The 24471-nt window shown below is 73.3% G+C and carries 28 protein-coding genes; 17 read left to right on the top strand and 11 right to left on the bottom strand.

Features of this window, described 5'->3' with window-relative positions:
- The first annotated feature begins 24 nt into the window (after positions 1-24).
- The 3 genes from GA0074704_RS25740 (at position 25) to GA0074704_RS25730 (ending at position 3325) form a co-directional block, all read left to right on the top strand.
- Positions 25-939 carry a MurR/RpiR family transcriptional regulator gene (locus tag GA0074704_RS25740; protein WP_088972868.1) on the top strand — a complete coding sequence of 305 codons (915 nt, stop codon included), beginning with the start codon at positions 25-27 and terminating at the stop codon, positions 937-939.
- The gene (locus GA0074704_RS25735) at positions 936-1892 is read left to right on the top strand and encodes an N-acetylmuramic acid 6-phosphate etherase (RefSeq protein WP_088972867.1); all 957 of its coding nucleotides are present in this window, start codon (positions 936-938) and stop codon (positions 1890-1892) included. The genes GA0074704_RS25740 and GA0074704_RS25735 overlap by 4 nt, the downstream gene beginning before the upstream one ends.
- 443 nt (positions 1893-2335) lie before the next feature.
- Positions 2336-3325: a sigma-70 family RNA polymerase sigma factor gene (locus GA0074704_RS25730; protein WP_172880780.1), complete on the top strand. Its 990-nt coding sequence runs from the start codon at positions 2336-2338 to the stop codon at positions 3323-3325.
- 69 nt (positions 3326-3394) lie between these two features.
- On the opposite strand, the gene GA0074704_RS25725 is transcribed toward GA0074704_RS25730, so the two are convergent.
- On the bottom strand, positions 3395-4447 hold the full coding sequence (locus GA0074704_RS25725) for a C40 family peptidase (RefSeq protein ID WP_088972865.1): 1053 nt from the start codon (positions 4445-4447) through the stop codon (positions 3395-3397).
- 496 nt (positions 4448-4943) lie between these two features.
- Here GA0074704_RS25725 and GA0074704_RS25720 point away from each other — a divergent pair, with 496 nt between their 5' ends.
- On the top strand, positions 4944-5465 hold the full coding sequence (locus GA0074704_RS25720; protein WP_088973981.1) for a DUF6232 family protein: 522 nt from the start codon (positions 4944-4946) through the stop codon (positions 5463-5465).
- A 3-nt stretch (positions 5466-5468) separates the two neighbouring features.
- On the opposite strand, the gene GA0074704_RS25715 is transcribed toward GA0074704_RS25720, so the two are convergent.
- Together GA0074704_RS25715 and GA0074704_RS25710 are read right to left on the bottom strand one after the other, a co-directional pair.
- A complete protein-coding gene (locus tag GA0074704_RS25715; protein ID WP_088972864.1) occupies positions 5469-5795 on the bottom strand; it encodes a DUF3817 domain-containing protein in 327 nt (108 codons plus the stop codon).
- A gap of 26 nt (positions 5796-5821) precedes the next feature.
- Entirely contained in the window at positions 5822-6241 is a 420-nt protein-coding gene (locus GA0074704_RS25710) for a hypothetical protein (protein ID WP_088972863.1), read from the bottom strand.
- 137 nt (positions 6242-6378) lie between these two features.
- Between GA0074704_RS25710 and GA0074704_RS25705 the strand changes: the two genes are divergently transcribed.
- Genes GA0074704_RS25705 through GA0074704_RS25695 form a run of 3 tightly spaced genes read left to right on the top strand, consistent with a single transcriptional unit; the run spans position 6379 to position 7590 of the window.
- Positions 6379-6693, top strand: a complete 315-nt coding sequence (locus GA0074704_RS25705; protein WP_088972862.1) for a DUF6158 family protein — start codon at positions 6379-6381, stop codon at positions 6691-6693.
- Positions 6693-7016, top strand: coding sequence for a hypothetical protein (locus GA0074704_RS25700; protein WP_088972861.1), 324 nt, complete (start codon positions 6693-6695; stop codon positions 7014-7016). Before GA0074704_RS25705 ends, GA0074704_RS25700 begins: the two co-directional genes overlap by 1 nt.
- A 31-nt stretch (positions 7017-7047) precedes the next feature.
- Complete coding sequence (locus GA0074704_RS25695; protein WP_088973980.1) at positions 7048-7590, top strand: DUF1360 domain-containing protein; 543 nt, start codon at positions 7048-7050, stop codon at positions 7588-7590.
- A 116-nt stretch (positions 7591-7706) separates the two neighbouring features.
- Here GA0074704_RS25695 and GA0074704_RS25690 read toward each other — a convergent pair whose 3' ends face one another.
- The 4 genes from GA0074704_RS25690 to GA0074704_RS25675 form a co-directional block, all read right to left on the bottom strand.
- On the bottom strand, positions 7707-7916 hold the full coding sequence (locus GA0074704_RS25690) for a hypothetical protein (RefSeq protein WP_088972860.1): 210 nt from the start codon (positions 7914-7916) through the stop codon (positions 7707-7709).
- Between the two features lie 77 nt (positions 7917-7993).
- The gene (locus GA0074704_RS25685) at positions 7994-8218 is read right to left on the bottom strand and encodes a hypothetical protein (protein WP_088972859.1); all 225 of its coding nucleotides are present in this window, start codon (positions 8216-8218) and stop codon (positions 7994-7996) included.
- Positions 8219-8574: 356 nt separating this feature from the next.
- Complete coding sequence (locus GA0074704_RS25680) at positions 8575-9678, bottom strand: IS30 family transposase (RefSeq protein WP_088968606.1); 1104 nt, start codon at positions 9676-9678, stop codon at positions 8575-8577.
- A gap of 85 nt (positions 9679-9763) precedes the next feature.
- The gene (locus GA0074704_RS25675; protein ID WP_088972858.1) at positions 9764-10849 is read right to left on the bottom strand and encodes a 3-deoxy-7-phosphoheptulonate synthase; all 1086 of its coding nucleotides are present in this window, start codon (positions 10847-10849) and stop codon (positions 9764-9766) included.
- Between the two features lie 315 nt (positions 10850-11164).
- Between GA0074704_RS25675 and GA0074704_RS25670 the strand changes: the two genes are divergently transcribed.
- The 9 genes from GA0074704_RS25670 (at position 11165) to GA0074704_RS25630 (ending at position 20338) form a co-directional block, all read left to right on the top strand.
- Positions 11165-12316 (top strand): alkaline phosphatase PhoX, encoded by a 1152-nt coding sequence (locus GA0074704_RS25670; protein ID WP_088972857.1) that lies wholly within the window; start codon positions 11165-11167, stop codon positions 12314-12316.
- 70 nt (positions 12317-12386) lie between these two features.
- Positions 12387-12602, top strand: coding sequence for a hypothetical protein (locus tag GA0074704_RS25665; RefSeq protein WP_088972856.1), 216 nt, complete (start codon positions 12387-12389; stop codon positions 12600-12602).
- 144 nt (positions 12603-12746) lie between these two features.
- Positions 12747-14039, top strand: coding sequence for a M16 family metallopeptidase (locus tag GA0074704_RS25660; RefSeq protein ID WP_088972855.1), 1293 nt, complete (start codon positions 12747-12749; stop codon positions 14037-14039).
- Positions 14036-15382, top strand: a complete 1347-nt coding sequence (locus tag GA0074704_RS25655; protein ID WP_088972854.1) for a M16 family metallopeptidase — start codon at positions 14036-14038, stop codon at positions 15380-15382. The genes GA0074704_RS25660 and GA0074704_RS25655 overlap by 4 nt, the downstream gene beginning before the upstream one ends.
- A gap of 72 nt (positions 15383-15454) precedes the next feature.
- Positions 15455-16480: an aspartate-semialdehyde dehydrogenase gene (locus GA0074704_RS25650; protein ID WP_088973979.1), complete on the top strand. Its 1026-nt coding sequence runs from the start codon at positions 15455-15457 to the stop codon at positions 16478-16480.
- A gap of 318 nt (positions 16481-16798) precedes the next feature.
- Positions 16799-17239 (top strand): PPOX class F420-dependent oxidoreductase, encoded by a 441-nt coding sequence (locus GA0074704_RS25645; RefSeq protein ID WP_088972853.1) that lies wholly within the window; start codon positions 16799-16801, stop codon positions 17237-17239.
- A gap of 88 nt (positions 17240-17327) precedes the next feature.
- Entirely contained in the window at positions 17328-17744 is a 417-nt protein-coding gene (locus GA0074704_RS25640; RefSeq protein ID WP_088972852.1) for a CBS domain-containing protein, read from the top strand.
- 162 nt (positions 17745-17906) lie between these two features.
- The gene (locus GA0074704_RS25635) at positions 17907-18278 is read left to right on the top strand and encodes an SCP2 sterol-binding domain-containing protein (RefSeq protein WP_088973978.1); all 372 of its coding nucleotides are present in this window, start codon (positions 17907-17909) and stop codon (positions 18276-18278) included.
- Positions 18278-20338 carry an amylo-alpha-1,6-glucosidase gene (locus GA0074704_RS25630; RefSeq protein WP_088973977.1) on the top strand — a complete coding sequence of 687 codons (2061 nt, stop codon included), beginning with the start codon at positions 18278-18280 and terminating at the stop codon, positions 20336-20338. Before GA0074704_RS25635 ends, GA0074704_RS25630 begins: the two co-directional genes overlap by 1 nt.
- Before the next feature lie 39 nt (positions 20339-20377).
- Here the strand turns inward: GA0074704_RS25630 and GA0074704_RS25625 are convergent, their stop codons facing one another.
- On the bottom strand, positions 20378-20737 hold the full coding sequence (locus GA0074704_RS25625) for a VOC family protein (protein WP_088972851.1): 360 nt from the start codon (positions 20735-20737) through the stop codon (positions 20378-20380).
- 113 nt (positions 20738-20850) lie between these two features.
- Here GA0074704_RS25625 and GA0074704_RS25620 point away from each other — a divergent pair, with 113 nt between their 5' ends.
- Positions 20851-21600 carry a lysophospholipid acyltransferase family protein gene (locus GA0074704_RS25620; RefSeq protein ID WP_088972850.1) on the top strand — a complete coding sequence of 250 codons (750 nt, stop codon included), beginning with the start codon at positions 20851-20853 and terminating at the stop codon, positions 21598-21600.
- A gap of 69 nt (positions 21601-21669) precedes the next feature.
- Here GA0074704_RS25620 and GA0074704_RS25615 read toward each other — a convergent pair whose 3' ends face one another.
- The 3 genes from GA0074704_RS25615 to GA0074704_RS25605 all read right to left on the bottom strand — a co-directional run bounded on the left by GA0074704_RS25615 (position 21670) and on the right by GA0074704_RS25605 (position 24288).
- Positions 21670-22431, bottom strand: coding sequence for a hypothetical protein (locus GA0074704_RS25615; protein ID WP_088973976.1), 762 nt, complete (start codon positions 22429-22431; stop codon positions 21670-21672).
- Positions 22432-22507: 76 nt separating this feature from the next.
- On the bottom strand, positions 22508-23224 hold the full coding sequence (locus GA0074704_RS25610) for a response regulator transcription factor (RefSeq protein ID WP_088972849.1): 717 nt from the start codon (positions 23222-23224) through the stop codon (positions 22508-22510).
- Entirely contained in the window at positions 23194-24288 is a 1095-nt protein-coding gene (locus GA0074704_RS25605; RefSeq protein ID WP_157743799.1) for a hypothetical protein, read from the bottom strand. The genes GA0074704_RS25610 and GA0074704_RS25605 overlap by 31 nt, the downstream gene beginning before the upstream one ends.
- Between the last annotated feature and the right edge of the window lie 183 nt (positions 24289-24471).

Raw genomic sequence — 24471 nt, 5'->3', positions numbered from 1 at the left:
GCCTGCTGAAAGTAAGTTTCATCCGTGGCGAAGAGTCCGAAGATTTCCGCGAGTCACGAGCCCGGTGGCCTGATCGTCCACATCAGCGGCCTGCTCCCGTCGCTGTCCCCGGCGGAACAGCGGGTGGCCCGCCTGGTCGTCGCGGATCCGGCGGACGCCGCCCGGCGGACGATCACCGACCTCGCCACCGCCGCCGAGACCTCCGAGGCGACAGTGATCCGCTTCTGCCGCTCGGTCGGCATGGACGGCTATCCCCAGCTGCGCATCCGGCTCGCCGCCGAGGCCGCCCGCCGGGTCGAGCCACCGGACGCGCGGGTCGTCGGCGGGGACATCCCGCCCGGCGCCGACCTGGCCCAGATCATCGCCACCATCGCCTTCAACGACGCCCGGGCCGTCGAGGAGACGGCCGAGCAGCTCGACCCCGCCGTCTGCGAGCAGGTGGTGGAGGCGATCGTCGCCGCCGGCCGGATCGACGTCTACGGCGCCGGCGCCAGCGGCTTCGTCGCCTCCGACTTCCAGCAGAAGCTGCACCGGATCGGTCGCACCGCCTTCTACTTTCCCGACGTGCACACCGCGTTGACCTCCGCGGCCCTGCTCGGCCGGGGCGACGTGGCCGTCGGCATCTCGCACACCGGCACCACCAGCGACGTGATCGAGGTGCTGGAACAGGCCCGGGCGCGAGGCGCCACCACGGTGGCGCTGACCAACTTCCCCCGCTCGCCGATCACCGAGGTGGCCGACTTCGTGCTCACCACCGCCGCCCGGGAGACCACCTACCGCTCCGGGGCGATGGCCAGCCGGCTCGCCCAGCTCACCGTCGTCGACTGCCTCTTCGTCGGGGTGGCGGCCCGCAACCGGGCGAAGGCCCGCAAGGCCCTCGAGGCCACCGCCGAGGCCGTCCAGTCGCACCGGGTGGGCTCCGGGCGGAGGCGCGGGTGACCGCCGGCCGGGTCGACCCCCACGAACTCGCCGCCCCCCGTCCGGTCCGTCCCGTGGTCCGGGTCGGTGCGCCGACGGAGCGGCGCAACCCGCACAGCGCCGACCTCGACCTGATGTCGACCCGGGACGTGCTGACCGTGATCAACGACGCGGACCGTCGGGTCCCGGCCGCGGTCGCCGCCGTCCTCGACGAGATCGCCACCATGGTCGACCTGGCCGTGACGGCGCTGCGCACCGGGCGGCGGGTGCACTACTTCGGCGCGGGCACCTCCGGCCGGCTCGGGGTGCTCGACGCCGCGGAGCTGGTGCCCACCTTCAACTCGCCGCGGCACTGGTTCTGCTCGCACCTCGCCGGCGGGCCGGAGGCCATGTGGCGCGCGGTCGAGGACGCCGAGGACGACGCCCGGGCTGGCGCCGCCGAGGCGGCCGACTGTGTCCGCCCCGGTGACCTGGTGGTGGGCCTGGCGGCCAGCGGACGCACGCCGTACGTGCTCGGCGCGCTCGCCGCCGCCCGGGCCCAGGCCGCCGCGACGGCGCTGGTCTGCGCCAACCCGGACGCCCCGGCCGCGACGTCGGTGGACGTGTTCGTCGGGGTGGACACCGGACCCGAGGTGGTCACCGGGTCGACCCGGATGAAGGCGGGCACCGCGCAGAAGCTGGTGCTGAACATGTTCTCCACGGCCGTCATGGTCCGCCTCGGCCGGGTCTACTCGAACCTCATGATCGACGTGGTCGCCACCAATGCCAAGCTCCGGGGGCGGATGATCGCCATCCTGGAGGAGGCCACCGGCTGCGCCGAGGACATCTGCCGGCGGGCCCTGCACGACGCGGACGGCGACCTGAAGACCGCGCTGGTCGCGTTGGTCTCCGGCGCCGAGATCCCGGCCGCCCGGGCCGCCCTGGCCCGCTCCGCCGACCAGGTCCGCGGCGCGCTCGCCCTGCTCGCCTCCTGAGTCACCGCCCCGCGCCCGGGGAATGAGACGCGGAACACCTCGTCGATGGGACGTGCCACCCGTCCGGCGATTGTTGAGCAGGCGTGGGGGTAATCATCTCCCCATGGATGAACCGGCCGGTACGCCGACGCGTATGTGGCTAGTGACGAGGATCGCAGCTGGGCGGTGACCCGGGCCGCTGCGCTCCCCGGGCGCGCGGTGTTGCGATGCCCGTAGGGGTGCGACGAACTGCGGATCCGGCGTCGTCCCAGGTGGGGCGGCACGTCAAGGCGACGGCGCTGACAGCAAACATCGACCGTGCTCCCAGCTACTACTCAGGCATTCGTGACACTTTCGACTCACGACATGGAATCCCCGACACGTCCCGGCTGTTGTGCAGGTGTCAGGTCAGCACCGGGGGGCACTGCGGAAGACGCAGGAGGGGCTGGCCGATGGATGTGGGGATGGCAAGGAACCGGGCAACCGGCGCGAGCGAGGGGACCGTGGGCAACGTGGACAAGAACATCGGAATGCGTACCGACGAGGTGGCCGAGGAGCGCGACCTGGTCGGAGTCTACCTGCACGAGATCTCCCGGACGCCACTGCTGGACGCCGCCATGGAGGTCGATCTCTCCAAGGCCATCGAGGCCGGGCTCTACGCCGAGCACCTGCTCGGCGAGGACCAGGTCCCGGCCGGCGTCGACCGGGAGGACCTGCGGCGGCTGGTCGCCGAGGGCGAGCGGGCGAAGGACCTCTTCATCCGCGCCAACCTGCGGCTGGTCGTGTCGATCGCCCGGCGCTACGTCCGCTCGGGCATGCCCATGCTCGACCTGATCCAGGAGGGCAACACCGGCCTGGTCCGCGCGGTCGAGAAGTTCGACTACGAGCGGGGCTACAAGTTCTCCACCTACGCCACCTGGTGGATCCGCCAGGCGATCAGCCGGGCGATCGCCCAGCAGGAGCGCACCGTACGGCTGCCCGTGCACCTGGTGGAGGACGTCAACCGGATGCGCAACGTGGCCCGGCAGCTCACCCGTGAGCTGGGCAGCGACCCGGAGCCGGAGCAGATCGCGGCGTCCCTCGGCGTCACCGTCGAGCGGGTCAACGAGCTGCGCCGCTGGTCGCAGGACACCGTGTCGCTGGACACGCCGGTCGGCGACGACGGCGACACCAACCTGGGTGACCTGGTGGCCGACAGCGACGCCCCCTCGCCGGAGGACATCGTCCTCAGCGGGCTGGAGCGGCAGCGCATCGAGGGCCTGCTCAACCACCTCGACGACCGGTCCGCCGGCATCATGCGGGCCCGGTACGGCCTGGAGGACGGGCGGGAGCACTCGCTGACCGAGGTCGCGTCGCGCTTCTCGCTCTCCCGGGAGCGGATCCGGCAGCTGGAGATCCAGGCGCTCGGCCGGCTCCGCGAGCTGGCCCGGGCCGAAGGGCTCCAGGCGGCCTGACCCGAGCCGAAGACACCGAACGGCCGGCGTCCCTTCGCGGGGACGCCGGCCGTTCGTCGTGCTCCCGGGTCAGCGCACCCGGCCGTAGCCGTACGGGGAGGCCATGTCCACCGACCGCTTGCGGACGTTCCGGCCGGCGCTCGGCGCGTCGATCACCTGCCCGTCCCCCACGTAGATGGCGACGTGCCCGAGGTCGTAGTAGAAGACCAGGTCACCGGGGCGCAACTCGCCGCGGCTGATGTGGCTGACCTTGTCCCACTGCATCGCCGCGTTGTGCGGCAGTGACTTGCCGGCCGCCCGCCAGGCAGCCAGGGTCAGCCCCGAGCAGTCGTACCCCTCGGGGCCGTCGGCGCCCCAGACGTACGGCTTGCCGAGGGCGCCGTAGGCGTACCGCACCGCGGTGCCCGCGGCGCCGGAGACCGGTGGCGCCGACGCGGTCGACGTCGAGGTGGACTTCGAGGTGGACTTCGAGGTGGACGTCGATCTGGTGTCCCGGTCGGCGGCTGCCTGCCGGGCCTCGGCCGCCCGGGCCGCCTCGGCCGCCTCGGTCGCCCGCCCGTACGCCTGGCGGCGCAGCTCGTAGAGGCGGGCCAGGTCCGTCTCGATCCGCTTCCTGGTGGCGGCCAGCTCGCGGCCCTGGGCGGCCTGGCGGGCCACCGTCGTGTCCAGCTGGGCCTTCTGGGCCAGCAGCCGGCGCTGGTTCGCGGTGTAGCCCGCGATCCGGTCCTGCCGCTGCCGGGTCAGCCGGTCCATCGTGCTGAGCCGGTCGGCCAGCGCACCCGAGCCGCCCGGGGCGAGCAGCGCCTCGACGTCGCGGAGCCCACCGGTCTTGTACGCGGTCACCGCCATCTCGGCCACGTCCGCGCGGCTCTGCTCGGCCTGCGTCTCCAGCGGGCCGAGCTGGGTCTTCAGGGTGGCCGCCGTGGCCTGGTTGGCCTTCATCTTCTCGGTGAGGCCGTTGTACGCCTCGACCACCCGCTCCAGTTGGAGCGAGGACTTCTCGATCTGCGCCGTCAGTTCGGCGGGGGTCGGCTCGGCCCGGACGGCCGACGCCGGTGCGATCAGCACGGCCGCGAGGCCGGTGACCGCGAGGGAGCGCAGCAGTATCCGTAGGGACGACAAGAGCGGAGGGCTCCTCTCCCACCAGCCGCCGGGGAGCTGCTGACGCCCCGGGCGGCACCGGGCCGGGGCCATCCGGGTGGATGGCGGTCGACCGGTCCGGCTCGCCCAAGGTAACCCGTGGTGGGAGTCAACCGCAGGGGAAGCAGGGGCGAATGTTGCATAACGGCGTCGATGTGACCAACGCGAAACACGTTGCGTACGGGTTCCGGTCGCGGTCCGGGAGGTGCCTCCCGGACGATCACGGCCCACCCGGGCGATCCGTCGGATACGTCGTTCCGGGCGGATGCCGCACCGATGTCGGCCGATAACCGGGACAAAACCGGGAGGGAGGGAGGTACCCGGCGGCCCGGTGGCCACGGGCCGCCGGTAAACCGCCGGGCGGCCGGTGCGCGACGGGCCGAGAATGGGGAGTCGGGTCGGCACTCCGTCGGGGGGACACCGCACGCGGTGGCCGACGGTCCGCGGGCCCGCGTTCCGCGCCGTGGGGGAGGTCCACGTGCAGACCCGTCACCGTGCCAACCGACGAACCCGTCCCGCCGAGGCGGGGGAGGGACACCTGCTCTACGCCCGACCGGGGATCGTCGTCACCGCCGCCCGGTTCAGCGTCGGCCGGCAGAGCTACCCGATCGCCGAGCTCACCCACCTGCGCACCGACCGGGGCCCGCACGACCGGTTCGCCGTCCGGGTGGTCGCCGCCACCGCCGCCGTGATCGGCACCGCCGGAGTGCTGCTCGGCTTCACCGGTGGCCTGGAACGGCTGACCGCCGGGGCGTACCTGGCGCTCGGGGCGTTCGCCGCGCTGCCGGTGCTGCTGGCACTCGCCGGGGACTGGTGGCGACCGCCGCCGTACGAGCTGTGGGGCTGGTGCCGGGGCGTCGAGACGCTGCTGTTCAGCAGCGACGACCCGGATCAGTTCGACGAGGTCACCGCAGCGCTGGACCGGGCCCGGGAACGGATCCGGTACGCCGACTGGGAAGGCACCGCCGACCGGGCCGGCCCGTGGCGGCCGGACCGCTGACCGTCAGCCGGCCACCGGCTCCGGGGTACGCGGACGCTCGGCGGCCAGCCAGTGGCTCACCCGGCGCTCGGCGTAGAAGGAGACGAACGGCACTGTGCCGGCCAGCATCACCAGCAGCATCCGCTTCAACGGCCAGTTCAGCCGGCGGGACAGGTCGAACGTGGCCGCCAGATAGAGCATGTAGAGCCAGCCGTGCGCGGTACCGACCACCGCCACCACCGTCGGCTCGTCGAAGCCGTACTTCAGCGGCATGCCGATCAGGACCAGCACCACCAGCGCCACGCCCACGATCCAGGCGATAACGCGGTACCGGGTAAGGGCTCCGCCCACCGTCGTCCGTCCTTCCGAAACCGGCCTCAGCCGGGATAGTCACCGGGCCGGGCGCCCGGATTGGCGTTCAACCAGGTCAGGTAGCGGTTGTAGGCGGCGAGGTCGCCGTCCTCCGGGCCGTCGACCGGGCGGGCCGGGCCGCGGGACACCCGCACCGGCCGGCGTACGCCCGGCACGTCGGCGACCGGCGCCGGCGCGGCGGCCGGCGGGGTGGCCGGTGTGGCCGGCGCCTCCGGCCGGTCACGCAGCGTGTGGCGCACCTCACGCCACCAGACGAAGATCACGAAGCCGGCGAAGACCGGCCACTCGATCGCGTACCCGAAGCTCAGGGTGTTGCCCTCGGCGGCCCGGTTGACCTGCCACCAGCCCAGCCCGAGGAAGCCGACGACCAGCACGACCATGGCCACGTGGCGGGCGATCCACGCCGGTGTCCAGAGCCGCTTCATGCCATCGAGGGTACCGGGACGACCGGGCCTCTCCGACGCGGCGTCGTAGCCGTGTCCGGCGGTGCGTCGTGGGGTTTGGTGTCACGCGCTGTGGGCATCCGTCTAGTCGCCAGCCCGAACGAGAACAGGGGGCGACGATGACCGAATCAGTACGCCGGACCGGTGACGCCAGCCCGGAGCAGCGGATGCCCGAGTGGGACGGTGACCACCTCGACGAGCGGGCCACCGCCGACCCCGACGGCGAACTGCTGGGGGTGGACCCCGCCGAGCTGGCCGACGACGACCTGATCCGAGAGATGCACAGCCTGCACCGCACCCGGCTGGACACGCTTCGGCACGCCGCCGACTCGGCGCTCGCCAACCACCTGCGCCGCACGGCGGAGCTGGAGACCGAGTACCTCGCCCGGCACCCCGGCCGCGAGGTCGACCCGAGTCGGCTGCGGGACGTCTGATGGCGCAGCACGCCGAGCGCGGCATGTCCGCGCCACCCGAGGTGGTGTTCAACACCGCGACCGACCCGGACCGGGCGGCGGCCTGGCTGCCGGAGGAGCTGCGACGCGCCGGCACGCAGCGCCTGGAGAACGTCGACGCCGACGAGATGCGGGCCCGCTGGACCTGCGACTCCGCCGGCTGGGCCGCCGACATCGACGTCGAGCCCGGGGACGCCGGTGGCGCCCGGGTGCTGCTGGACCTGGCCGGACCCGATCACGGGCTGGCCGACGAGATCCTGGACAACCTCGCCCGCGAGGTCGCCGACAACCTGACCGCGGGCTGAGCGCCCCGTGACGAGAACCGAGGAGAAGCCGGTGGCCGACGGTGGTCTGAAGCAGAAGGTGGCGCGGTTGCGCCGGGCGTACGCGCCGCACGAGCACCGGCCGCTGGAGGGCTACCTCAAGGCGATGGGCACGTACGCGGCGGTGACCGGCTCGTTGGTGGGTCTGGTCAAGGCGACGGGACGGCCGGTGCCGGAGCGGCCCGCCACCCAGGACGTGCTGCTGCTCGCCGTCGCCACCCACAAGCTCAGCCGGCTGATCTCGAAGGACGCCATCACCAGTCCGCTGCGGGCGCCGTTCACCCGCTACGACCACCCGATCGGCAGCGGTGAGGTGATGGAGCAGGTGCGCGACGAGGGCAGCCCCACCCGGCACGCCCTCGGCGAGCTGGTCAGCTGCCCGTTCTGCCTGGCGGTCTGGGTGGCCACCGGGATGACCGCCGGACTGGTGCTGGCCCCCCGGCTGACCCGGCTGGTGGCCACCGCGCTGACCGCCGTGGCGGCCTCCGACTTCCTCCAGATGGGGTACGCGGTGGCCCAGCAGGCCGCCGAGGGCGGGCACCACGACGAGAAGTGACCTGTTCAGCACGAAGGGGCCGGCGGTTCGCCGGCCCCTTCGCTGCGTCTCCGTCTACCGGCGTCGCCGCCGGCCCCGGTGTCTGTGTCCGGCCGGCGTCGCCGCCGGCCCGCCGGTCAGGTCGGGGTGGTGCCGTGGTCCTCGCCGGCCCAGCCGCGCGACGCCTCGGGCTCCCGCTCGTCCTCGTCCTCGCCGGTGATCACGTCCCGGTCCACCGCCGTCCGGTCGTGCTCGTTGGCGAAGTCCGGCTCCGGCAGGGTGTCCAGGCCCTCCGGTGGCTGGCCCAGCGCCTGAAGATGCTCGTGTTCCTGGTTACGGTCGGTCATCGCCTGTCCCTCCGATGGTTCCGGGTCCGCCTGGGATCGTCGCCGCGCCGTGCGGCGTGATGGTCGGGTGGGGCGGCTCAGCCGACCGTCCCGCCGAGCAGGTCGGCCGCCTCGTCGGCCGCGTACTCCCCCTGGGGGAGGGCGGCGATCCGGGACAGCAGCTCCGCGGGCAGTTCCGCGGCGACCGCCCGGCGGTAGATGTCCGCCTGACTGATCCGCTCCTGGCCGTGGTAGATCTCGTCGAGCAGTTCGTCGAGCGGCCGGGTGTCCGGCTGCTCGGTCACGGGCGCGTCGTCGGTCACGACGATCAGCTACCCGGGGTCGAATCGGTCAAACGTCACCCGCGCCCGCCCCCGCCGACGTGACGACGGACACCCACCGTGCCGGAACACCTGGGCCGTGCGGCCGGTTGTGCAGAGCGTCGGTGTGCCCAGTGTCCCCGGGCCTCACCTGAAATGCCTTCGCGGAATACCGTCCGGCTGGAGCCGCGTCGCGCCACGCGCCGAGAGGCGACCTGCACATCGACACCCGGCGCCGCCCGGTCCTCAGGGACCGGGCGGCGCCGCGCTTTCCCCACCCCGACCCACCCCCCAGCCCCCGTTGATCATGAAGTTTGCGGCGAAGTGGATCTGGCGGGGTCAAGGGGTGAGTGCAATCGTTAGGCGGTGATGAGGTGAGCCAGACGCTGGGCTGGGGTGTTCCAGTCCAGCGTCTGTCGGGGGCGGGTGTTGAGTTCGTGGGCGACCTCGTCCAAGCCGTTCTGGTCGATGGTGCGGAAGTCGTAGCTGCTCTTGGGGAAGTACTGGCGTAGCAGCCCGTTGGTGTTTTCGTTGGTGCCGCGTTGCCAGGGGCTGTGGGGGTCGCAGAAGTAGACCGGGCAGCCGGTGGCGACGGTGAACACGGGGTGGGTGGCCATTTCCACGCCTTGGTCCCAGGTCAGCGACCGGCGCAGGTGCGTGGGCATGCGGGTGGCCAGGTTGGTGAGCACACCGATGACGGCTTCGCTGTCGCGGCCGTGGGGTAGGGCGCCGAGCATCACGTAACGGGTGGCTCGTTCCACCAGGGTCACGATCGCTGAGGCGCCGGCCTTGCCGATGACCAGGTCACCTTCCCAGTGCCCGGGCACCGCCCGGTCGGTGACCTCCGCGGGCCGGGTGCTGATGTGCAGGTCTGCGATCCAGGGCCGCCGACGGCGAGCGGCGCCCGCGGCACGTGACTGCGGACGCCGCTGGGTGCGTCCCGACCGTAGCGCTACCTGCCGGGTCAACTCGGCCCTCAGATTGCCTCGCGACTGCACGTAGATCGCCTGGTAGATCGTCTCGTGGGACACCTGCAACTCCGGCCGGTCGGCGAACGTGGTCCGCAACCACGCGGCGATCTGCTTCGGAGACCACCTACGGGCCAGTTTCCCCGCCACCACCTGCCGCAGCCGCGTACCGACCGCCAGCTTCGCCCTCGCCGGCCGCCGCCTGGCCGCGTCAGCCCGCCGCTGCGCCCACTGCGCCTGATAACCCCACCGATACGGGCGGCGCCCCCGCCCATGCGGCAGTGACCGCCCCAGCGGGTTCTTCGTCCCGTGCCGCGCACTGTTGTTCCGCGCCACCTCCCGCGACACCGTGCACACCGGCACCCCGAGAACCCCCGCGATCTGCGAGATCGTCCGACCAACCCCCCACAGATGCTCCAACACCTGCCGATGCCCGAACGTCAACACACCCGGCCTCGCCACCAGCACCTCCAGCCCAACCAAGATCAGTTGCACTGAAGCCTAGAAACCGCCCCTCCGTTTGTGCCGCTAACTTCATGATCAACGGGGTGGCGCGCGGGGTGGGGTGGGGTGGGGTGGGTCAGGCGGGGGTGGGGAGGGTGGCGCGGCGGGCGCGGACGGAGTGGGCCAGGCCGGTGAGGACCTGCTCGGTCTGGGACCAGCCGAGGCAGGCGTCGGTGATCGACTTGCCGTACTCCAGCTCCCGGGTGGGGTCGAGGTCCTGGCGGCCCGGCTCCAGGAAGCTCTCCAGCATGATGCCGACGATGCCCCGCTGGCCGGCGGCGAGCTGCGCCGCCACGTCCTCGGCGACCACCGGCTGACGGCGGTGGTCCTTGCCGCTGTTGGCGTGGCTGGCGTCGATCACCACCCGTTCGGGCAGCCCCGCCGCCCGGAGCAGGTCCAGCGCGCCGGCCACCGACTCCGCGTCGTAGTTCGGGCCGTCGTTGCCGCCGCGCAGCACCAGGTGCCCGTCGGCGTTGCCCCGGGTGTGCATGATCGCCGGGGTGCCGGAGACGTCGATGCCGGGGAAGACGTGCGGTACGCCGGCCGCCCGGATCGCGTCCACCGCGGTGGCGATGCTGCCGTCCGGGCGGTTCTTCATCCCGATCGGCATGGACAGTCCGGAGGCGAGCTGCCGGTGCACCTGGCTCTCCACGGTCCGCGCGCCGATCGCGCCCCAGCCGACCGTGTCGGCGATGTACTGCGGGGTGATCGGGTCGAGGAACTCGCAGCCCACCGGCAGGCCCAGCCGCAGCACGTCGAGCAGGAGGGTGCGGGCGATCCGCAGGCCCGTGTTGACGTCACCGGAGCCGTCCAGCCGCGGGTCGTTGATCAGGCCCTTCCAGCCCACGGTCGAGCGTGGCTTCTCGAAGTAGACCCGCATCACCACCAGCAGGTCGTCGGAGAGCCGGTCGGCGGCCTCGCGCAGCCGGCCCGCGTACTCCAGGGCTGCGGCGGGGTCGTGTACCGAGCACGGGCCGACCACGACCAGCAGGCGGTCGTCGGCGCGGTCCAGCACCCGGCCGACCGCGCGTCGGCCGGCCAGCACGGCCGAGGCGAGCGGGGCGTCCAGGGGCAGGTCGTGGTGGAGCAGGGCCGGGGTGGTCAACGGCACGACTCGGTCGATCCGCTGATCGCTGACGGCGTCGGTCTCCGGGGTCGTCACGGTGGGCTTTCCTTCCGCCGACCGTCGCCCGGGGCCGGTGCCCGGGTGGAGCCGGCTGCTCGTACGCAAAAGGCAGGAGCGGAAGCTCCTGCCCAGCCGGCTCGAAACGTGGTGACGTCAGCTCATGGTGAGGTCACCGGCGTCGGAGCCGGCTGCCTAAACCATCGATACGAGCGAGTCACGTCGGCCAGCGTACCCGACTCGTCGGCCGGTTCTCGCCGTCCCGTCGGGAAAGCCACCCCATAAGTTTACCGACGTCGATGCAACGGAGGGTAGTTTCATTGACACCTGTCGTCCCCGCAAAGGGAGAGACCGATGCATCGTCGTACCGTCCTGCGCGCCACCGTCGCCGGCGCCGCCGCCTTCTCGGGAAGCCTCTGGGCCGGCGCCGCGCTCGCCGCCCCGGCCCAGCCCGGCACCGGGCCCTACGGGCCGCTGGGCAGCGCCGACGCCAACGGGATCCAGCTCCCCGCCGGCTTCACCAGCCGGGTGGTCGCCCGCTCCCGGCAGGTGGTCCCCGGCACCTCGTACGCCTGGCACGCAGCCCCCGACGGCGGGGCCTGCTTCACCGCCGGCACCGGCTGGATCTACGTCTCGAACTCTGAGATCTCGACCACCGGTGGTGCCTCGGCGATCCGTTTCAACTCGGACGGAACGATTTCGTCGGCGTACCGGATCCTGGGAAACACCAACCGGAACTGCGCCGGTGGGGCTACCCCGTGGGGGACCTGGCTCTCCTGCGAGGAGGTCAGCCGGGGCTACGTCTACGAGACGTACCCGCAGGGCGGCACCGCGGCGGTGCGCCGGCCCGCGCTCGGCCGGTTCAACCACGAGGCGGCGGCGGCCGACCCGGACCGCAGGGTGATCTACCTGACCGAGGACGAGACCAGCGGCTGCTTCTACCGGTTCCGGCCCACCGTCTGGGGCGACCTGTCCGCCGGCACCCTGGAGGTGCTGGTGGGCGGCACCGCCACCAGCGGCCCGGTGAGCTGGACCCGGGTCCCCGACCCGGACGGCTCGCCCACCTACACCCGCCAGCAGGTCTCCTCCGCCAAGAAGTTCAACGGCGGCGAGGGCTGCTGGTACGCGAACGGCACCTGCTGGTTCACCACCAAGGGCGACAACCGGGTCTGGGCGTACGACGCGGTCAACCAGCGGATCGACCTGGCGTACGACGACTCCCTGGTGACCACCGGCACCGCGCCGCTGACCGGGGTGGACAACATCACCGGCTCCCGGTACGGCGACCTCTACGTGGCCGAGGACGGCGGCAACATGGAAATCTGCCTGATCACCCCGGACAGCGTGGTCACGCCGTTCCTGCGGATCACCGGGCAGAGCGCGTCTGAGATCACCGGCCCGGCGTTCTCCCCGGACGGCGGTCGGCTCTACTTCTCGTCGCAGCGCGGCACCTCCGGCGCCTCCTCCGGCGGGATCACCTACGAGGTGCGCGGCCCGTTCCGCTGAGCCGGCGCACCGCGCGGCCCGTTCCGCTGAGCCGGCGTGCCGGCCGGGCCGCCGGGGTAACACCCCCGGCATGACCCACGAGCAGAACGACCAGGACCGGGTGGAGTCCCGCGCGCACCTGCTGCCCGAGGAGGCGGCGGTGGGCAGCGACGACCCGCAGGCCCAGGCGGACGCCATCCTCACCGAGTCCGACATCCGGGAGGAGGACCAGAACGCCGCGCCGGACACCGTCCTGGAACACCGCACCTCCGATCAGACCGTCACCCCGATCGAGCCCCCCGACTGAGCCGACGCCCGGCGGGACCCCCGGTGGGTCTGCTCGCGCAGCCAGGCGAGCAGACCCGCCGCCCGCTGCCGCCCATCCCGGCGGCCCGAGGATGCCGGCGCGACACGTCACCTTTCCGCCCCGGAGATCGGATAGCGTCGGGACATGCCCGACAGCGGTTACCCCTGGCCCATCGAGACCACCCAACTGGACAACGGCCTGCGCGTGGTGGTCAGCGAGGACCGCACCGCCCCGGCGGTCGCGGTCAACCTCTGGTACGACGTCGGCTCCCGCCACGAGCCGGACGGGCAGACCGGGTTCGCCCACCTCTTCGAGCACCTGATGTTCGAGGGCTCGGTGAACGTGGCGAAGACCGAGCACATGAAGCTCGTCCAGGGCTCGGGCGGCACGCTCAACGCCACCACCAACCCGGACCGCACCAACTACTTCGAGACCGTCCCGGCCGAGCACCTGGAGTTGGCGCTCTGGCTGGAGGCCGACCGGATGGGCGGGCTGGTGCCCGCGCTGACCCAGGAGACCCTGGACAACCAGCGTGAGGTGGTCAAGAACGAGCGGCGGCAGCGCTACGAGAACGTCCCGTACGGCGACGCCTGGCTGCGCCTGCTGCCGCTGCTCTACCCGCCGGGCCACCCGTACCACCACGCCACGATCGGCTCGATGGCCGACCTGAACGCCGCCGACCTGGCCACCTTCCAGGCGTTCCACACGACCTACTACGCGCCGAACAACGCGGTGCTGACGGTCACCGGGGACGCCTCCGCAGACGAGGTGTTCAAGCTGGCCGAGCGGTACTTCGGCGGCATCCCGCGCCGCGCCGACATCCCCGCCGCGCCGGACGGCCGTACCGTCGCGGCGACCGGCCGGCCCGCCGTCGAGCGGGTCACCGGCGACGTCCCGGCCCCCCGGGTGTACGTCGCGCACCGCACCCACCCCTACGGCAGCCCCGGGTACGACGTGACCACCGTGCTCGCCACCGTCCTCGGTGACGGCCGGGGCAGCCGGCTCTACCAGCGCCTCGCCGACGGCGAGCGGCTCGCCCAGCCGGACAGCGTCGGGGCGTACGGAGTGGACCTGGCGCACGCGCCGGCGCCGCTGATCGCCACCGCCACCGCCCGCCCGGGGGTGGGCGCCGAGCGGCTCGCCGCCGGCCTGGCCGAGGTGGTCGACGAGCTGGCCACGGTGCCGGTGACGGCGAGCGAGCTGGACCGCGCCAAGGCCATGCTGAGCACCCAGTGGTGGCGGCAGATGGCCACCGTGGAGGGGCGCGCCGACGCCCTGGGCCGGTACGCCACCCAGCTCGGTGACCCGGCGAAGGTCGGCGAGCGGTTGCCGGCCTGGCTGGCGGTGACGGCCGAGCAGATCGCCGAGGCGGCCGCCGAGGTGCTGCGCGCCGAGGACCGGGTGACCCTGACCTACCTGCCGGAGGAGACCTCATGACGCTGATCGCCGCCCGCCCCGGTCCGGGCGCCGCCCGCCCGTACCGGTTCCCGTCGGTGGTCCGCCGCCAGGTCGCCGGTGGCCAGGTCGTCGCCGCGCACCTGCCCGGCCAGAACCTCGCCGTCGCGCTGCTGCTGCTCGACGCCGGCGCCGGTCGGGAGCCGGTCGGCAAGGAGGGGCTCGGCGGGGTGCTCGCCAAGGCGCTGGAGGAGGGCACCGCGCACCGCGACGCCACCGCCTTCGCGCTGGCGGTGGAGGGACTCGGCACCGAGCTGGTGACCGCGCTGGACTGGGACACCTTCCAGGTCAGCGTCCAGGTGCCGGTGGACCGGCTGCCCGCGGCGGTGGAGCTGCTCGCCGAGGCCGTCCGGACACCGCGACTCGACCCGGACGACGTCCGGCGGGTCCGCGACGACGAGGCCACCGCGCTGCGGATGGACTGGGCGAACCCGGGCCCGCGCGCCGACGCCGCGTTGCGCGGCGCCCTGTTCGGCGCGGAGAACCGGTGGGGCCGACCGATGTACGGCGACCCGGAGTCGGTGGCCGGGCTGGACGTCGAGGACGTCACCGTCTTCCACTCCGAGTGGTTCATCCGGCCGGGCACCCTGATCGTGGTGGGCGACCTGGACCGGCTCGACCTGGACGCGCTCGGCGCGGCGGCGTTCGCCGGGGCCGGTGGGGGGCCGGTGGAGCGGGGTGGCCCGATCGAGGTGCCACTGCCGGGGCAGCGGCGGATCATCCTGGTGGACCGGCCCGGCTCGGTGCAGTCCACGCTGCGGCTGGGTCACCCGTCGCCGCACCGCGCCCACCCGGACCACATGGCGATGATGCTCACCGGCACGGTCCTCGGCGGCGCGTTCACCTCCCGTCTCAACCACCTGCTGCGCGAGGTACGCGGCTACACGTACGGCATCCGCGCCGACTTCGCCCCCTCCCGCCGGTTCGGGCGCTTCGCGGTCGCCTCGGGGGTGCAGACCGCGGTCACCGCTCCGGCCCTGGTGGAGGCGGTCGGTGAGATCACCCGTACCCAGCTGGGCGGGGTGACCGAGGACGAGGTGGCGGTGGCCCGCTCCTGGCGGGCCGGGCAGCTCTCGGTCGAGCTGCAGAGCCCGCGCGCGATCGCGGCGGCGCTGACCACGCTGGTGGTGCACGACCTGCCGGACGACTACCACGCGCGGCTGCGCGAGTCGCTGCTCGCCGCGGACGCCGCACTGGTCTCGGCGGCGGCCGCCGAGCACCTGCACCCGGAGGCGTTGACCCTGGTCATCGAGGGTGACGTCGCGGTGGTCAGGGACGAGCTCCGGGCCGCCGGGCTCGGCGAGGTGACCGACGCCACCCTCTAGATCGTGGCCGGCCGGCCCGGGCGGTGGGAAAGCCTTTCCACCCGGGCCGGCCGGCTGGGTAGCCTCGCCACCATGAGGATTGGCATTGTGGGGGCCACCGGCCAGGTCGGTGGCGTGGTGCGGCAGGTGCTGGCGGAGCGCGACTTCCCGGCGGAGCAGGTGCGGTTGTTCGCCTCCGCCCGGTCGGCCGGGCGGACGCTGCCCTGGCGCGACGGCGAGGTGACCGTCGAGGACGCGGCCACCGCCGACTACAGCGGGCTCGACATCGTGATCTTCTCGGCCGGGAAGGGCACGTCGAAGGAGCTGGCTCCCCGGGTCGCCGCCGCCGGCGCGGTCGTCATCGACAACTCCTCGGCCTACCGGATGGACCCGCAGGTCCCGCTGGTGGTCGCCGAGGTCAACCCGCACGCGATCGTCGACCGCCCCAAGGGCATCATCGCCAACCCGAACTGCACCACCATGGCCGCGATGCCGGTGCTGCGCCCGCTGCACGCCGAGGCCGGCCTGGTCAGCCTGGTCGTCTCCACCTACCAGGCGGTCTCCGGGGCCGGCCTGGCCGGCGTGGCGGAGCTGGACGAGCAGGTCCGCAAGGTCGCCGAGGACGCCGCCGCGCTGGCCTTCGACGGTGCTGCCGTGCAGTTCCCGGCGCCGCGTTCCTTCGCCCAGCCGATCGCGTTCAACGTGCTGCCGCTGGCCGGCTCGATCGTCGACGACGGTTCGAACGAGTCCGACGAGGAGCAGAAGCTCCGCAACGAGAGCCGCAAGATCCTGGAGCTGCCCGAGCTGAAGGTCTCCGGCACCTGCGTGCGGGTGCCCGTCTTCACCGGCCACTCGCTGCAGATCAACGCCCGGTTCGCCCGGCCGCTCACCCCGCAGCGGGCCCGGGAGCTGCTCGACGGCGCTCCCGGCGTGGCCCTCTCCGACGTGCCCACGCCGCTTCAGGCGGCCGGCCAGGACCCGACGTACGTGGGCCGGATCCGGGTCGACGAGACCGTCGAGCACGGGCTGGCGCTGTTCTGCTCCAACGACAACCTGCGCAAGGGGGCGGCGCTGAACGCGGTGCAGCTCGCCGAGCTGGTGGCCGCCGAGCTGGGCTGAGCCGGAGCCGCCGCGGGCCGACGGCCGCTGTGGGCTGGCGGCGTTGCCGGGCCGGCGGCGTTGCCGGGCCGGCGGTCTTTGCTGGGCCGGCGGCCATTGCTGGCCGGCGGCCATTGCTGGCCGGCGGTCTTTGCTGGCCGGCGGCGAATCACCTCACGAGCGTGATACCCCAGGGGCATTTTGATACCTCTGAGGTATCACGCTCGTTCCGTGTCCGCGCTGCCTGCGTCCGACACGCCGAGTCTTCCCGCGTGCCGGGCGGCCGGGGGCGGGGTGTGATGGAGACCCGAACCGGGCGCCGGACAGCGGAGGACAACCATGGCGGACGAACAGCACCAGCAGGCCCTCACCGACCTCATCGCCGGGAAGTGGCTCGGCGTACTGGCCACCATCAAGCGGGACGGCCGACCGCAACTGTCCAACGTGGTCTACTCCTTCGACCGGGACCGGGCGCTGATCCGGGTGTCGGTGACCGAGGGGCGGGCCAAGACCGCGAACCTGCGCCGCGACCCCCGGGCCAGCTTCCACGTCAGCAGCGACGACGGCTGGGCGTACGCGGTGGCCGAGGCGCGCGCCGAACTCACCCCGGTGGCGAGCCGGCCGGACGACCCGACCGTCGAGGAACTCGTCGGGCTGTACCGGGCGGTGCAGGGCGAGCACCCCGACTGGGACGACTTCCGGGCGGCGATGGTCGCCGAGGGGCGGCTGGTGCTGCGCCTGCACGTGGAGCGGGTCTACGGCATGCCACCGCGCGGCTGACCGCCGCCGGTCCGGCCACCCCGGCGACGCGTTAACCGCTGCGGGCGCCCGGGTAGACGGGCCGTGCCGACACCGAGAGGGGAGCACCATGACAACGGTCGGAGAGTTCATGACGACCCGGTTGGTGACGATGGACGGCAACGACACGCTGACCGCGGCGGCCCAGGAGATGCGCGACAGCGCCATCGGGGACGTCGTGGTGTGCGACGGCGACAACGTGGTGGGCATCGTCACGGACCGGGACATCACCGTCCGGGGCGTCGCCGAGGGCAGGAGCCCGGACACCACCCGGTTGAACGAGATCACCAGCAAGGATGTGATCACCGTCAGTCAGTACGACGACGCGGTGGCCGCCGCCGACCTGATGCGGACCTACGCCGTACGCCGGCTGCCGGTGATCGAGGACGGCCGGCTCGTGGGTCTGGTCTCCATGGGTGACCTGGCGGTCGAGCGTGAACCCCAGTCGGTGCTCGCGGACATCAGCGCCGACGAGCCCAACAACTGACGTCCGCCGCGGACGCGACGACGGCGCCGGTCCCCTCGGGGCCGGCGCCGTCCCTCGTCCGCCGGCCGGCCTCACCCGAACCGGGTGAGGTTGACGCCGTACCCGACGGGGACCCGGTTGCGGACGTCGAGACGCCGCGGACCGGCGGGAGGAGTGGACCCGATGGTGGACGCGACCACCCGGTTCTTCGAGGACCTGGACCGGCGGGGGTACGAGCCCCTGCTGGCGAAGACCTCGGGAACCCTGCGCTTCGACCTGCACGAGGGGGCGCAGACCACGCACTGGCTGTTGCAGATCGACCGGGGCCGGCTGGAGGTCACCCAGGAAGACCGGGAGGCCGACACGGTGGTGGGCACCGCCCCCCGCCTCTTCGGTGACCTGGTCGCGGGCGAGGAGAACGCCATCGCGGCCCTGCTCCGCGGCGACATGACGGTCGCCGGCGACCTGCGGCTGGTGCTCCAGGTCGAGCGGTTGTTCCCCGGCCCGGCGGACTCGCGGGGTCCGCGCCGCGCGTTCCAGAGGGAGATGTGCTGATGGCTACGAGCAACACGGTCCGGATCCTGGACGGCAACACCTTCGTGGTCTGTGAGGACACCGGGGACATCGAGGCGACGCCGAGCGAGCCGACCGGCCTGTTCTCCCTCGACATCCGATACCTGTCGAAGTGGGTGCTGACCGTCAACGGGGAACGGCTCAACGCGCTCTCCTACGACGACCTTCAGTACTACGAGGCCCGCTTCTTCCTGGTGCCGGGGATGGCGACGCACTACGTCGACGCCAAGCTGTCGATCATCCGGGAGCGGGCGGTGGGCGGCAGCTTCCGGGAGCGGCTGACCATCCTCAACCACGACGAGAAGCCGGTCGACCTGGAGATCCGCATGGAGGCGGCCTCCGACTTCGCCGACCTGTTCCAGGTCAAGGACGAGATCCTGAACAAGAAGGGCGAGCTCTACACCGAGGCCGAGGCGGACCGGCTGCGGCTGGGCTACCGCCGGGGGAACTTCCGCCGGGAGACGGTGATCTCCTCGTCCGAGCCGGCCCGGTACGACCAGCGCGGCTTCGCGTACTCGGTGCACCTGGAGCCGAACCAGCAGTGGGACGCCGACATCGACGTGCAGACGTTCGCGGTCGGCCCTGGCGGCCGGGACCTGCGGATGGGGCTGCGGGCGCACGGCGCCGAGCGGCTCGCCCTGCAGAACGACCTGGAGGAGTGGATCGCCAAGGCGCCGAAGGTGAACAGCGAGCACGGCCGGGTCGCCGCCACCTACCGGCGCAGCATCGTGGACCTGGCGGCGCTGCGCTTCTCGCCGCTGTCGCTCGGCGGCCAGACGTTGCCCGCCGCCGGGCTGCCCTGGTTCATGACCATGTTCGGCCGGGACAGCATCCTCACCTGCCTCCAGGTGCTGCCGTTCGCGCCGGAGCTGTCCAAGACCACGCTGCGGATCCTGGGCGCCCTGCAGGGCACCCGGTTCGACGACTTCCGCGACGAGGACCCGGGCCGGATCCTGCACGAGATGCGGTACGGCGAGACGGCCGCCTTCGAGGAGCAGCCGCACTCGCCCTACTACGGCTCGGTCGACGCCACCCCGCTGTTCGTGGTGCTGCTCGACGAGTACGAGAAGTGGAGCGGGGACGTCGCGCTGGTCAAGGAGTTGGAGGCGGAGTGCCGGGCGGCGTTGCGGTGGATCGACGACTACGCCGACCTCGTGGGTAACGGCTACATCTGGTACGAACGGCGCAACACCGACACCGGCCTGGAGAACCAGTGCTGGAAGGACTCCTGGGACTCCATCTCCTACCGCGACGGCACCCTGCCCGGGTTCCCCCGGGCCACCTGCGAGGTGCAGGGCTACGCGTACGACGCGAAGGTGCGCGCCGCGCGGATGGCCCGCGAGTTCTGGGGCGACCCCGGCTACGCCGACCAGCTCGAACGGGAGGCGGCCGAGCTGAAGGAGCGCTTCAACCGGGACTGGTGGGTCGACGACGGCGGCTACTACGCGCTGGCGCTGGACCCGCAGGGCCGCCAGGTGTCGACGCTCAGCTCCAACATCGGCCACCTGCTGTGGAGTGGCATCGTCGACGACGCCCGCGCCGAGCAGGTCGCCCAGCACCTGGTCGGGCCGCGGCTCTTCTCCGGCTGGGGCGTGCGTACGCTCGCCGAGGGCGAGGTCCGGTACAACCCGATCGGCTACCACAACGGCACGATCTGGCCGTTCGACAACTCCTTCATCGCCTGGGGGCTGCGCCGGTACGGCTTCGCCGAGGAGGCGGCCACGATCGCCAGCGGCATCCTCGACGCGGCCACCTACTTCGACGGGCGGCTGCCGGAGGCGTTCGGCGGCTACCAGCGGGAGCTGACGAAGTTCCCGGTGGAGTACCCGACGGCGTGCAGCCCGCAGGCCTGGTCGACGGGCACCCCGCTGCTGCTGATCCGCACCATGCTCGGGCTGGAGCCGCACGAGGGGCACCTCGCGGTCGACCCGCGGCTGCCGGTGGGCATGGGCCGGATCGAGGTGCTGGACATCCCGGGCCGGTGGGGCCGGGTGGACGCCTTCGCCCGAGGCCGCCTCGACCTGCACAACCTGGCCGCCTGACCGGATGTCGGAGGGGCCCGACGCGGGCCTCTCCGACCCTCAGCCGCGGGGGTGCAGGCAGAACTCGTTGCCCTCCGGATCGGCCAGCACGGTCCAGCCGGGCAGCTCCCGGACCACGGTGGCGCCCGCGTCCAGCACGGCGGCCCGTTCCTCGGCGTCGCCGACCAGGTCCAGGTGCATCCGGCCGGGCGCCGCCAGCTCCGGCGTGGGGCTGATCCACACGTCGAGACGGTGGCCGTGCGGGTCGCGCAGCAGCACCGACTCGGTCGGCCCGAGCGTACGGTCGGTGAGCTTCACCCGGTCCTCCTCGGCCACCGGCAGCCCGGTCACCTCGCTCCAGAACGCGGCGAGCAGGTACGGATCGCGGCAGTGGATGACGACGGCGGCGAGGTCGGGCATGTGCCGACGGTAACCGGGCGACCGGCTGCTCGCCGCCGGGTCCGGCGAGGTTCACGCCAGCGCCGGCCCCGCGCCCCTACGGTGCCGTAACCTACGCGGGGTAAAGTTGCCGGATGCCGGAACTCGTGTACCCGCCCGTCATCACCGCCGCCAAGACGATGTTCCGGGTCCTCGACCTGCGCCTGACCGTCGAGGGCAGCCACCACGTGCCCCGTACCGGCGGCGCGGTGATGGCCAGCAACCACGTCAGCTACCTGGACTTCATCTTCTGCGGCTACGGCGCGCACGAGTCCCGCCGGCTGGTCCGGTTCATGGCCAAGCACGAGGTGTTCGCGCACAAGGTCTCCGGCCCGCTGATGCGCGGCATGAAGCACATCCCGGTCAACCGGGCGGCCGGCGCCGGCTCCTACAACACGGCGGTGGACGCGCTGCGTCGCGGCGAGGTGGTCGGCGTCTTCCCGGAGGCGACGATCAGCCGGTCGTTCACGGTCAAGGAGCTCAAGAGCGGCACCACCCGGATGGCCCAGGAGGCGGGGGTGCCGGTGCTGCCGGTGGCGCTCTGGGGCACCCAGCGGCTCTGGACCAAGGGCCGACCCAAGACCCTGACCCGCCGGCACACCCCGATCACGATCCTGATCGGCGAGCCGATGGACCCGGCGGCGTACCCGGACGCCAACGCCATGACCGTCGACCTGAAGTCGCGGCTGAGCGCGCTGGTCGACCGGGCCCAGCGGGAGTACCCGGACCAGCCCGCCGGCCCCGACGACACCTGGTGGCTGCCGGCACACCTCGGCGGCAGCGCGCCCACCCTGGAGCAGGCCGTCGAGCTGGACCGCCGGGGCCGCCGCACCACCACCTCCTGAGCGGGCCGCCCGACGCGGGGACGCCGGTCGGCAACCGCACCCGGGCCGCCCCCGACGCGGGGACGCCGGTCAGCAGGCGGACCCCGGGCGGCCCCGCCGCTGCCCGCCGGAACCGGTCGCCGTCCGCAGCGGCCAGGCCGGCTCCGGGTCGGCGTACGGGCGGTAGTAGTCGTCGCGGGACAGGAACTCCACCGGCAGCGCGCCCGGCAGGGTCACCCGGCCGGCGCACGGCGCGGCGGTGAGCCGCGTCGACAGTTCGTCCCGCTCCGGCGGGGAGAGGTCCACCAGCTCCGGGTGCACCAGCCGGAAGGTGGCGACGGCCCGCCGGACCTGCCGGCCCAGCTCGGTGACGACGGCGGGTGGCCCGCCGAGCGCCAGCGCCGGCTGGCGGATGGTGCGCAGCGCGTCGCAGACCACCAGCAGTTCCGCGGTGCCGCCCGGGTCACCGTCGTCGGCCAGCAGCTCCAGCCGGGACGGCCACTGCCAGCGGACCTCGCCGCTGACCAGGCGGGACGGCCGGGCCGGGCGCCGGTGCCGGGCGCCGACCGGGCCGTCCCGCCCGGAGACCAGGGCCAGCTCCGAGCCGGCGCAGACGTACGCCACCCGCCGGTCGGTGACGGTCACCGTCGCCGCCGCCGGCAGCGTCCACTGGCGGGAGGTCACCGTCGGGCCGAGCAGGTAGCCGCAGACCCGCAACCGGTGCTGCCCGATCAGCTGCTCGCCGGGCTCGGGGACCAGCGCGTACCGCCGGTCGAGGAGGGGACCGCGGCTGTCCTCGGTGGCGTCGAAGCGGTGCGGCCCGATGAAGAAGGGCGACGAGTTCTCGGGCATCCGCACGACCTCCCGGGAAGAGCTGGCCTCTGTCATCGAGTGTGGCGGAGAGCGGTACCGGGTGTCATGACCGCCGTTAGGGGGTCGGCCGGTCAGCGGCCGCATGTGACCGGTAGATGCCGATGTCCTCCGGACGGACCAGGCCGTCCTCGATCGCCCGTGCCAGCAGCGCGGCCTTGGTACGGGCAGGTCTGCCCGCCCGGGTGTACTTGATCCGGGCCCGGTCGACGTACTGCTTCACGGTGTGCTCGCTGATCCGCATCCGCCGGGCCACCGACGCCTTCGACATCGACTGGAACCAGAGCAGCAGCGCCTCGCGCTCCTTGTCGGACAGTGCCGGCCGGTCCGGCCGGGGGTCACCGACCATCGCCCCGGCCAGCGCCGGCGGCACGTACGGGCGGTCCTGCGCCGCCGCCAGCACGGTGGCCACGCAGTGTTCCCGCCCCTCGTGCTTGGCCAGGAACGCCGCCGCGCCCGCGTCCAGGGCGGCCAGCATCGTCGCCGGCTCGGTGTGTTCGGAGTAGACCACCACCCGCCGGCCGGCGGCGCTCAGCTCGGCCAGCCGGTCGAGCACCATCCGCCCGTGCAGTCGCAGGTCCAGCAGGACCACGTCGGCCTCCGGGGCGGCCCGCAGCACCTCGTCGGGATCGTCCCCGGTGGCCAGTACGCGCAGCCGGGGCTCGGTGGCCAGCCACGCCCGCACCCCGTCGATCACCACCGGGTGGTCGTCCACGATCGCCACTCCCACCGGCGGTACGCCGGTCACCCCTTCCGCCATCGGGTCTGCGTCCACCGGATCCCCCCGTCCCGCTCGTGCACGTGGTCCACCTGTTCGTCGTCGACACCTGGCGCCGGCGGGCCGTCCCCGTCCCCGGGTTCCCGGTCCGGGGTGACCAGGCCGACGGTCACCTCGTCCGGGCCGGCGACCACGGTCAGCCGGGCCCAGTCCCGGGCGCCCGCCAGCTCGGTGGTCAGCGGGTCGGCCAGCGCCCGCCGCACGGGTACCGGCAGCGGCGGTGGCACGCCGACGCTGACCAGGTCGACCGTCAGGCCGCCGCGTTCGGCCAGGTCGGCCGCGGCGCGCAGCTCGTGCAGCAGCGGATCCGGCACGTCGTCGGACTCGGCGATCAGCCGGCGCAGCCGGGCGGCGGCCGTCGCGCAGCGTCGCTGCACCACCGGGTCGCCCGGGTCGGCGCGGCCCTGCGCGAGGTCGTCGAGGACCGCCCCGGCCGCGGCGCTGACCAGCGCCAGCCGGGCCTGCCGGTCCCGCCGGGCGCGTTCCGCGGCGGCCCGTTCCGCCTCCACGGCGAGCGCGGCGGCGGCGGTGCCCGCCCGTTCCCGGGCCATCCCGGCGATTGCCGCGGCGCCGACGAAGACAGCTACCGGCAAGGACGAGGTGCCGTAGACGTACATGGCGAACCGGGCCAGGTCGGCCGGCGCGTTGACCCCGCGGGCGACCAGGGTCACCAGGGCGATGGCCGAATGCGCGGTGAGCAGCAGGAGCAGCCGGGAGGTACGCCGCCCCCAGACGGCGAGCAGCAGGAACCAGCCCAGCCCGCTCCACACCCAGTTGGCGGCGGCGAACAGGTGCCGGTCGCCGACCGCGGCGAAGACCGCCGCGTCGCACACCAGCAGCAGCCCGGCCACCGGCACGGCCGGCAGCGGATCGGCGCGCAGCAGGCGGTAGCCGGCCAGCAGGCCGATCCCGGCGACGAGCAGCCAGGCCGCGCCGGCCAGCGGCGCGTCCGGCAGTTGCGGGCCGGCGGCCAGCAGGCCGGGCAGCCCGACCGCCACGTGCCAGCCCAACGCGATCGCGACCGCGGCGACCCGGGCGCCCCGGTCCGAGGCGCGGGCCACGGCCGCGGGGTCGCCGGCCGCCGCGTCCGGTTCCGACCTGCCGGGGTGCGCCGCCGCGACCGCGCCCGGCCGTCCGGGCCACCGGGGAGCCGGGGCGACGCCCGCCGGCCCGGGATCACCGGTCCACCCGAGGACCCCGGCCCGCCCGGGGACGGCGGTCGCGCCAGAAGTGCCGGCCGGTCC

This window comes from Micromonospora siamensis (assembly GCF_900090305.1).
In the GTDB taxonomy this organism is placed as follows: domain Bacteria; phylum Actinomycetota; class Actinomycetes; order Mycobacteriales; family Micromonosporaceae; genus Micromonospora; species Micromonospora siamensis.
The sequence above is the reverse complement of the archived record's forward strand: the minus strand, read 5'-3'. Positions and strand labels throughout refer to the sequence as shown.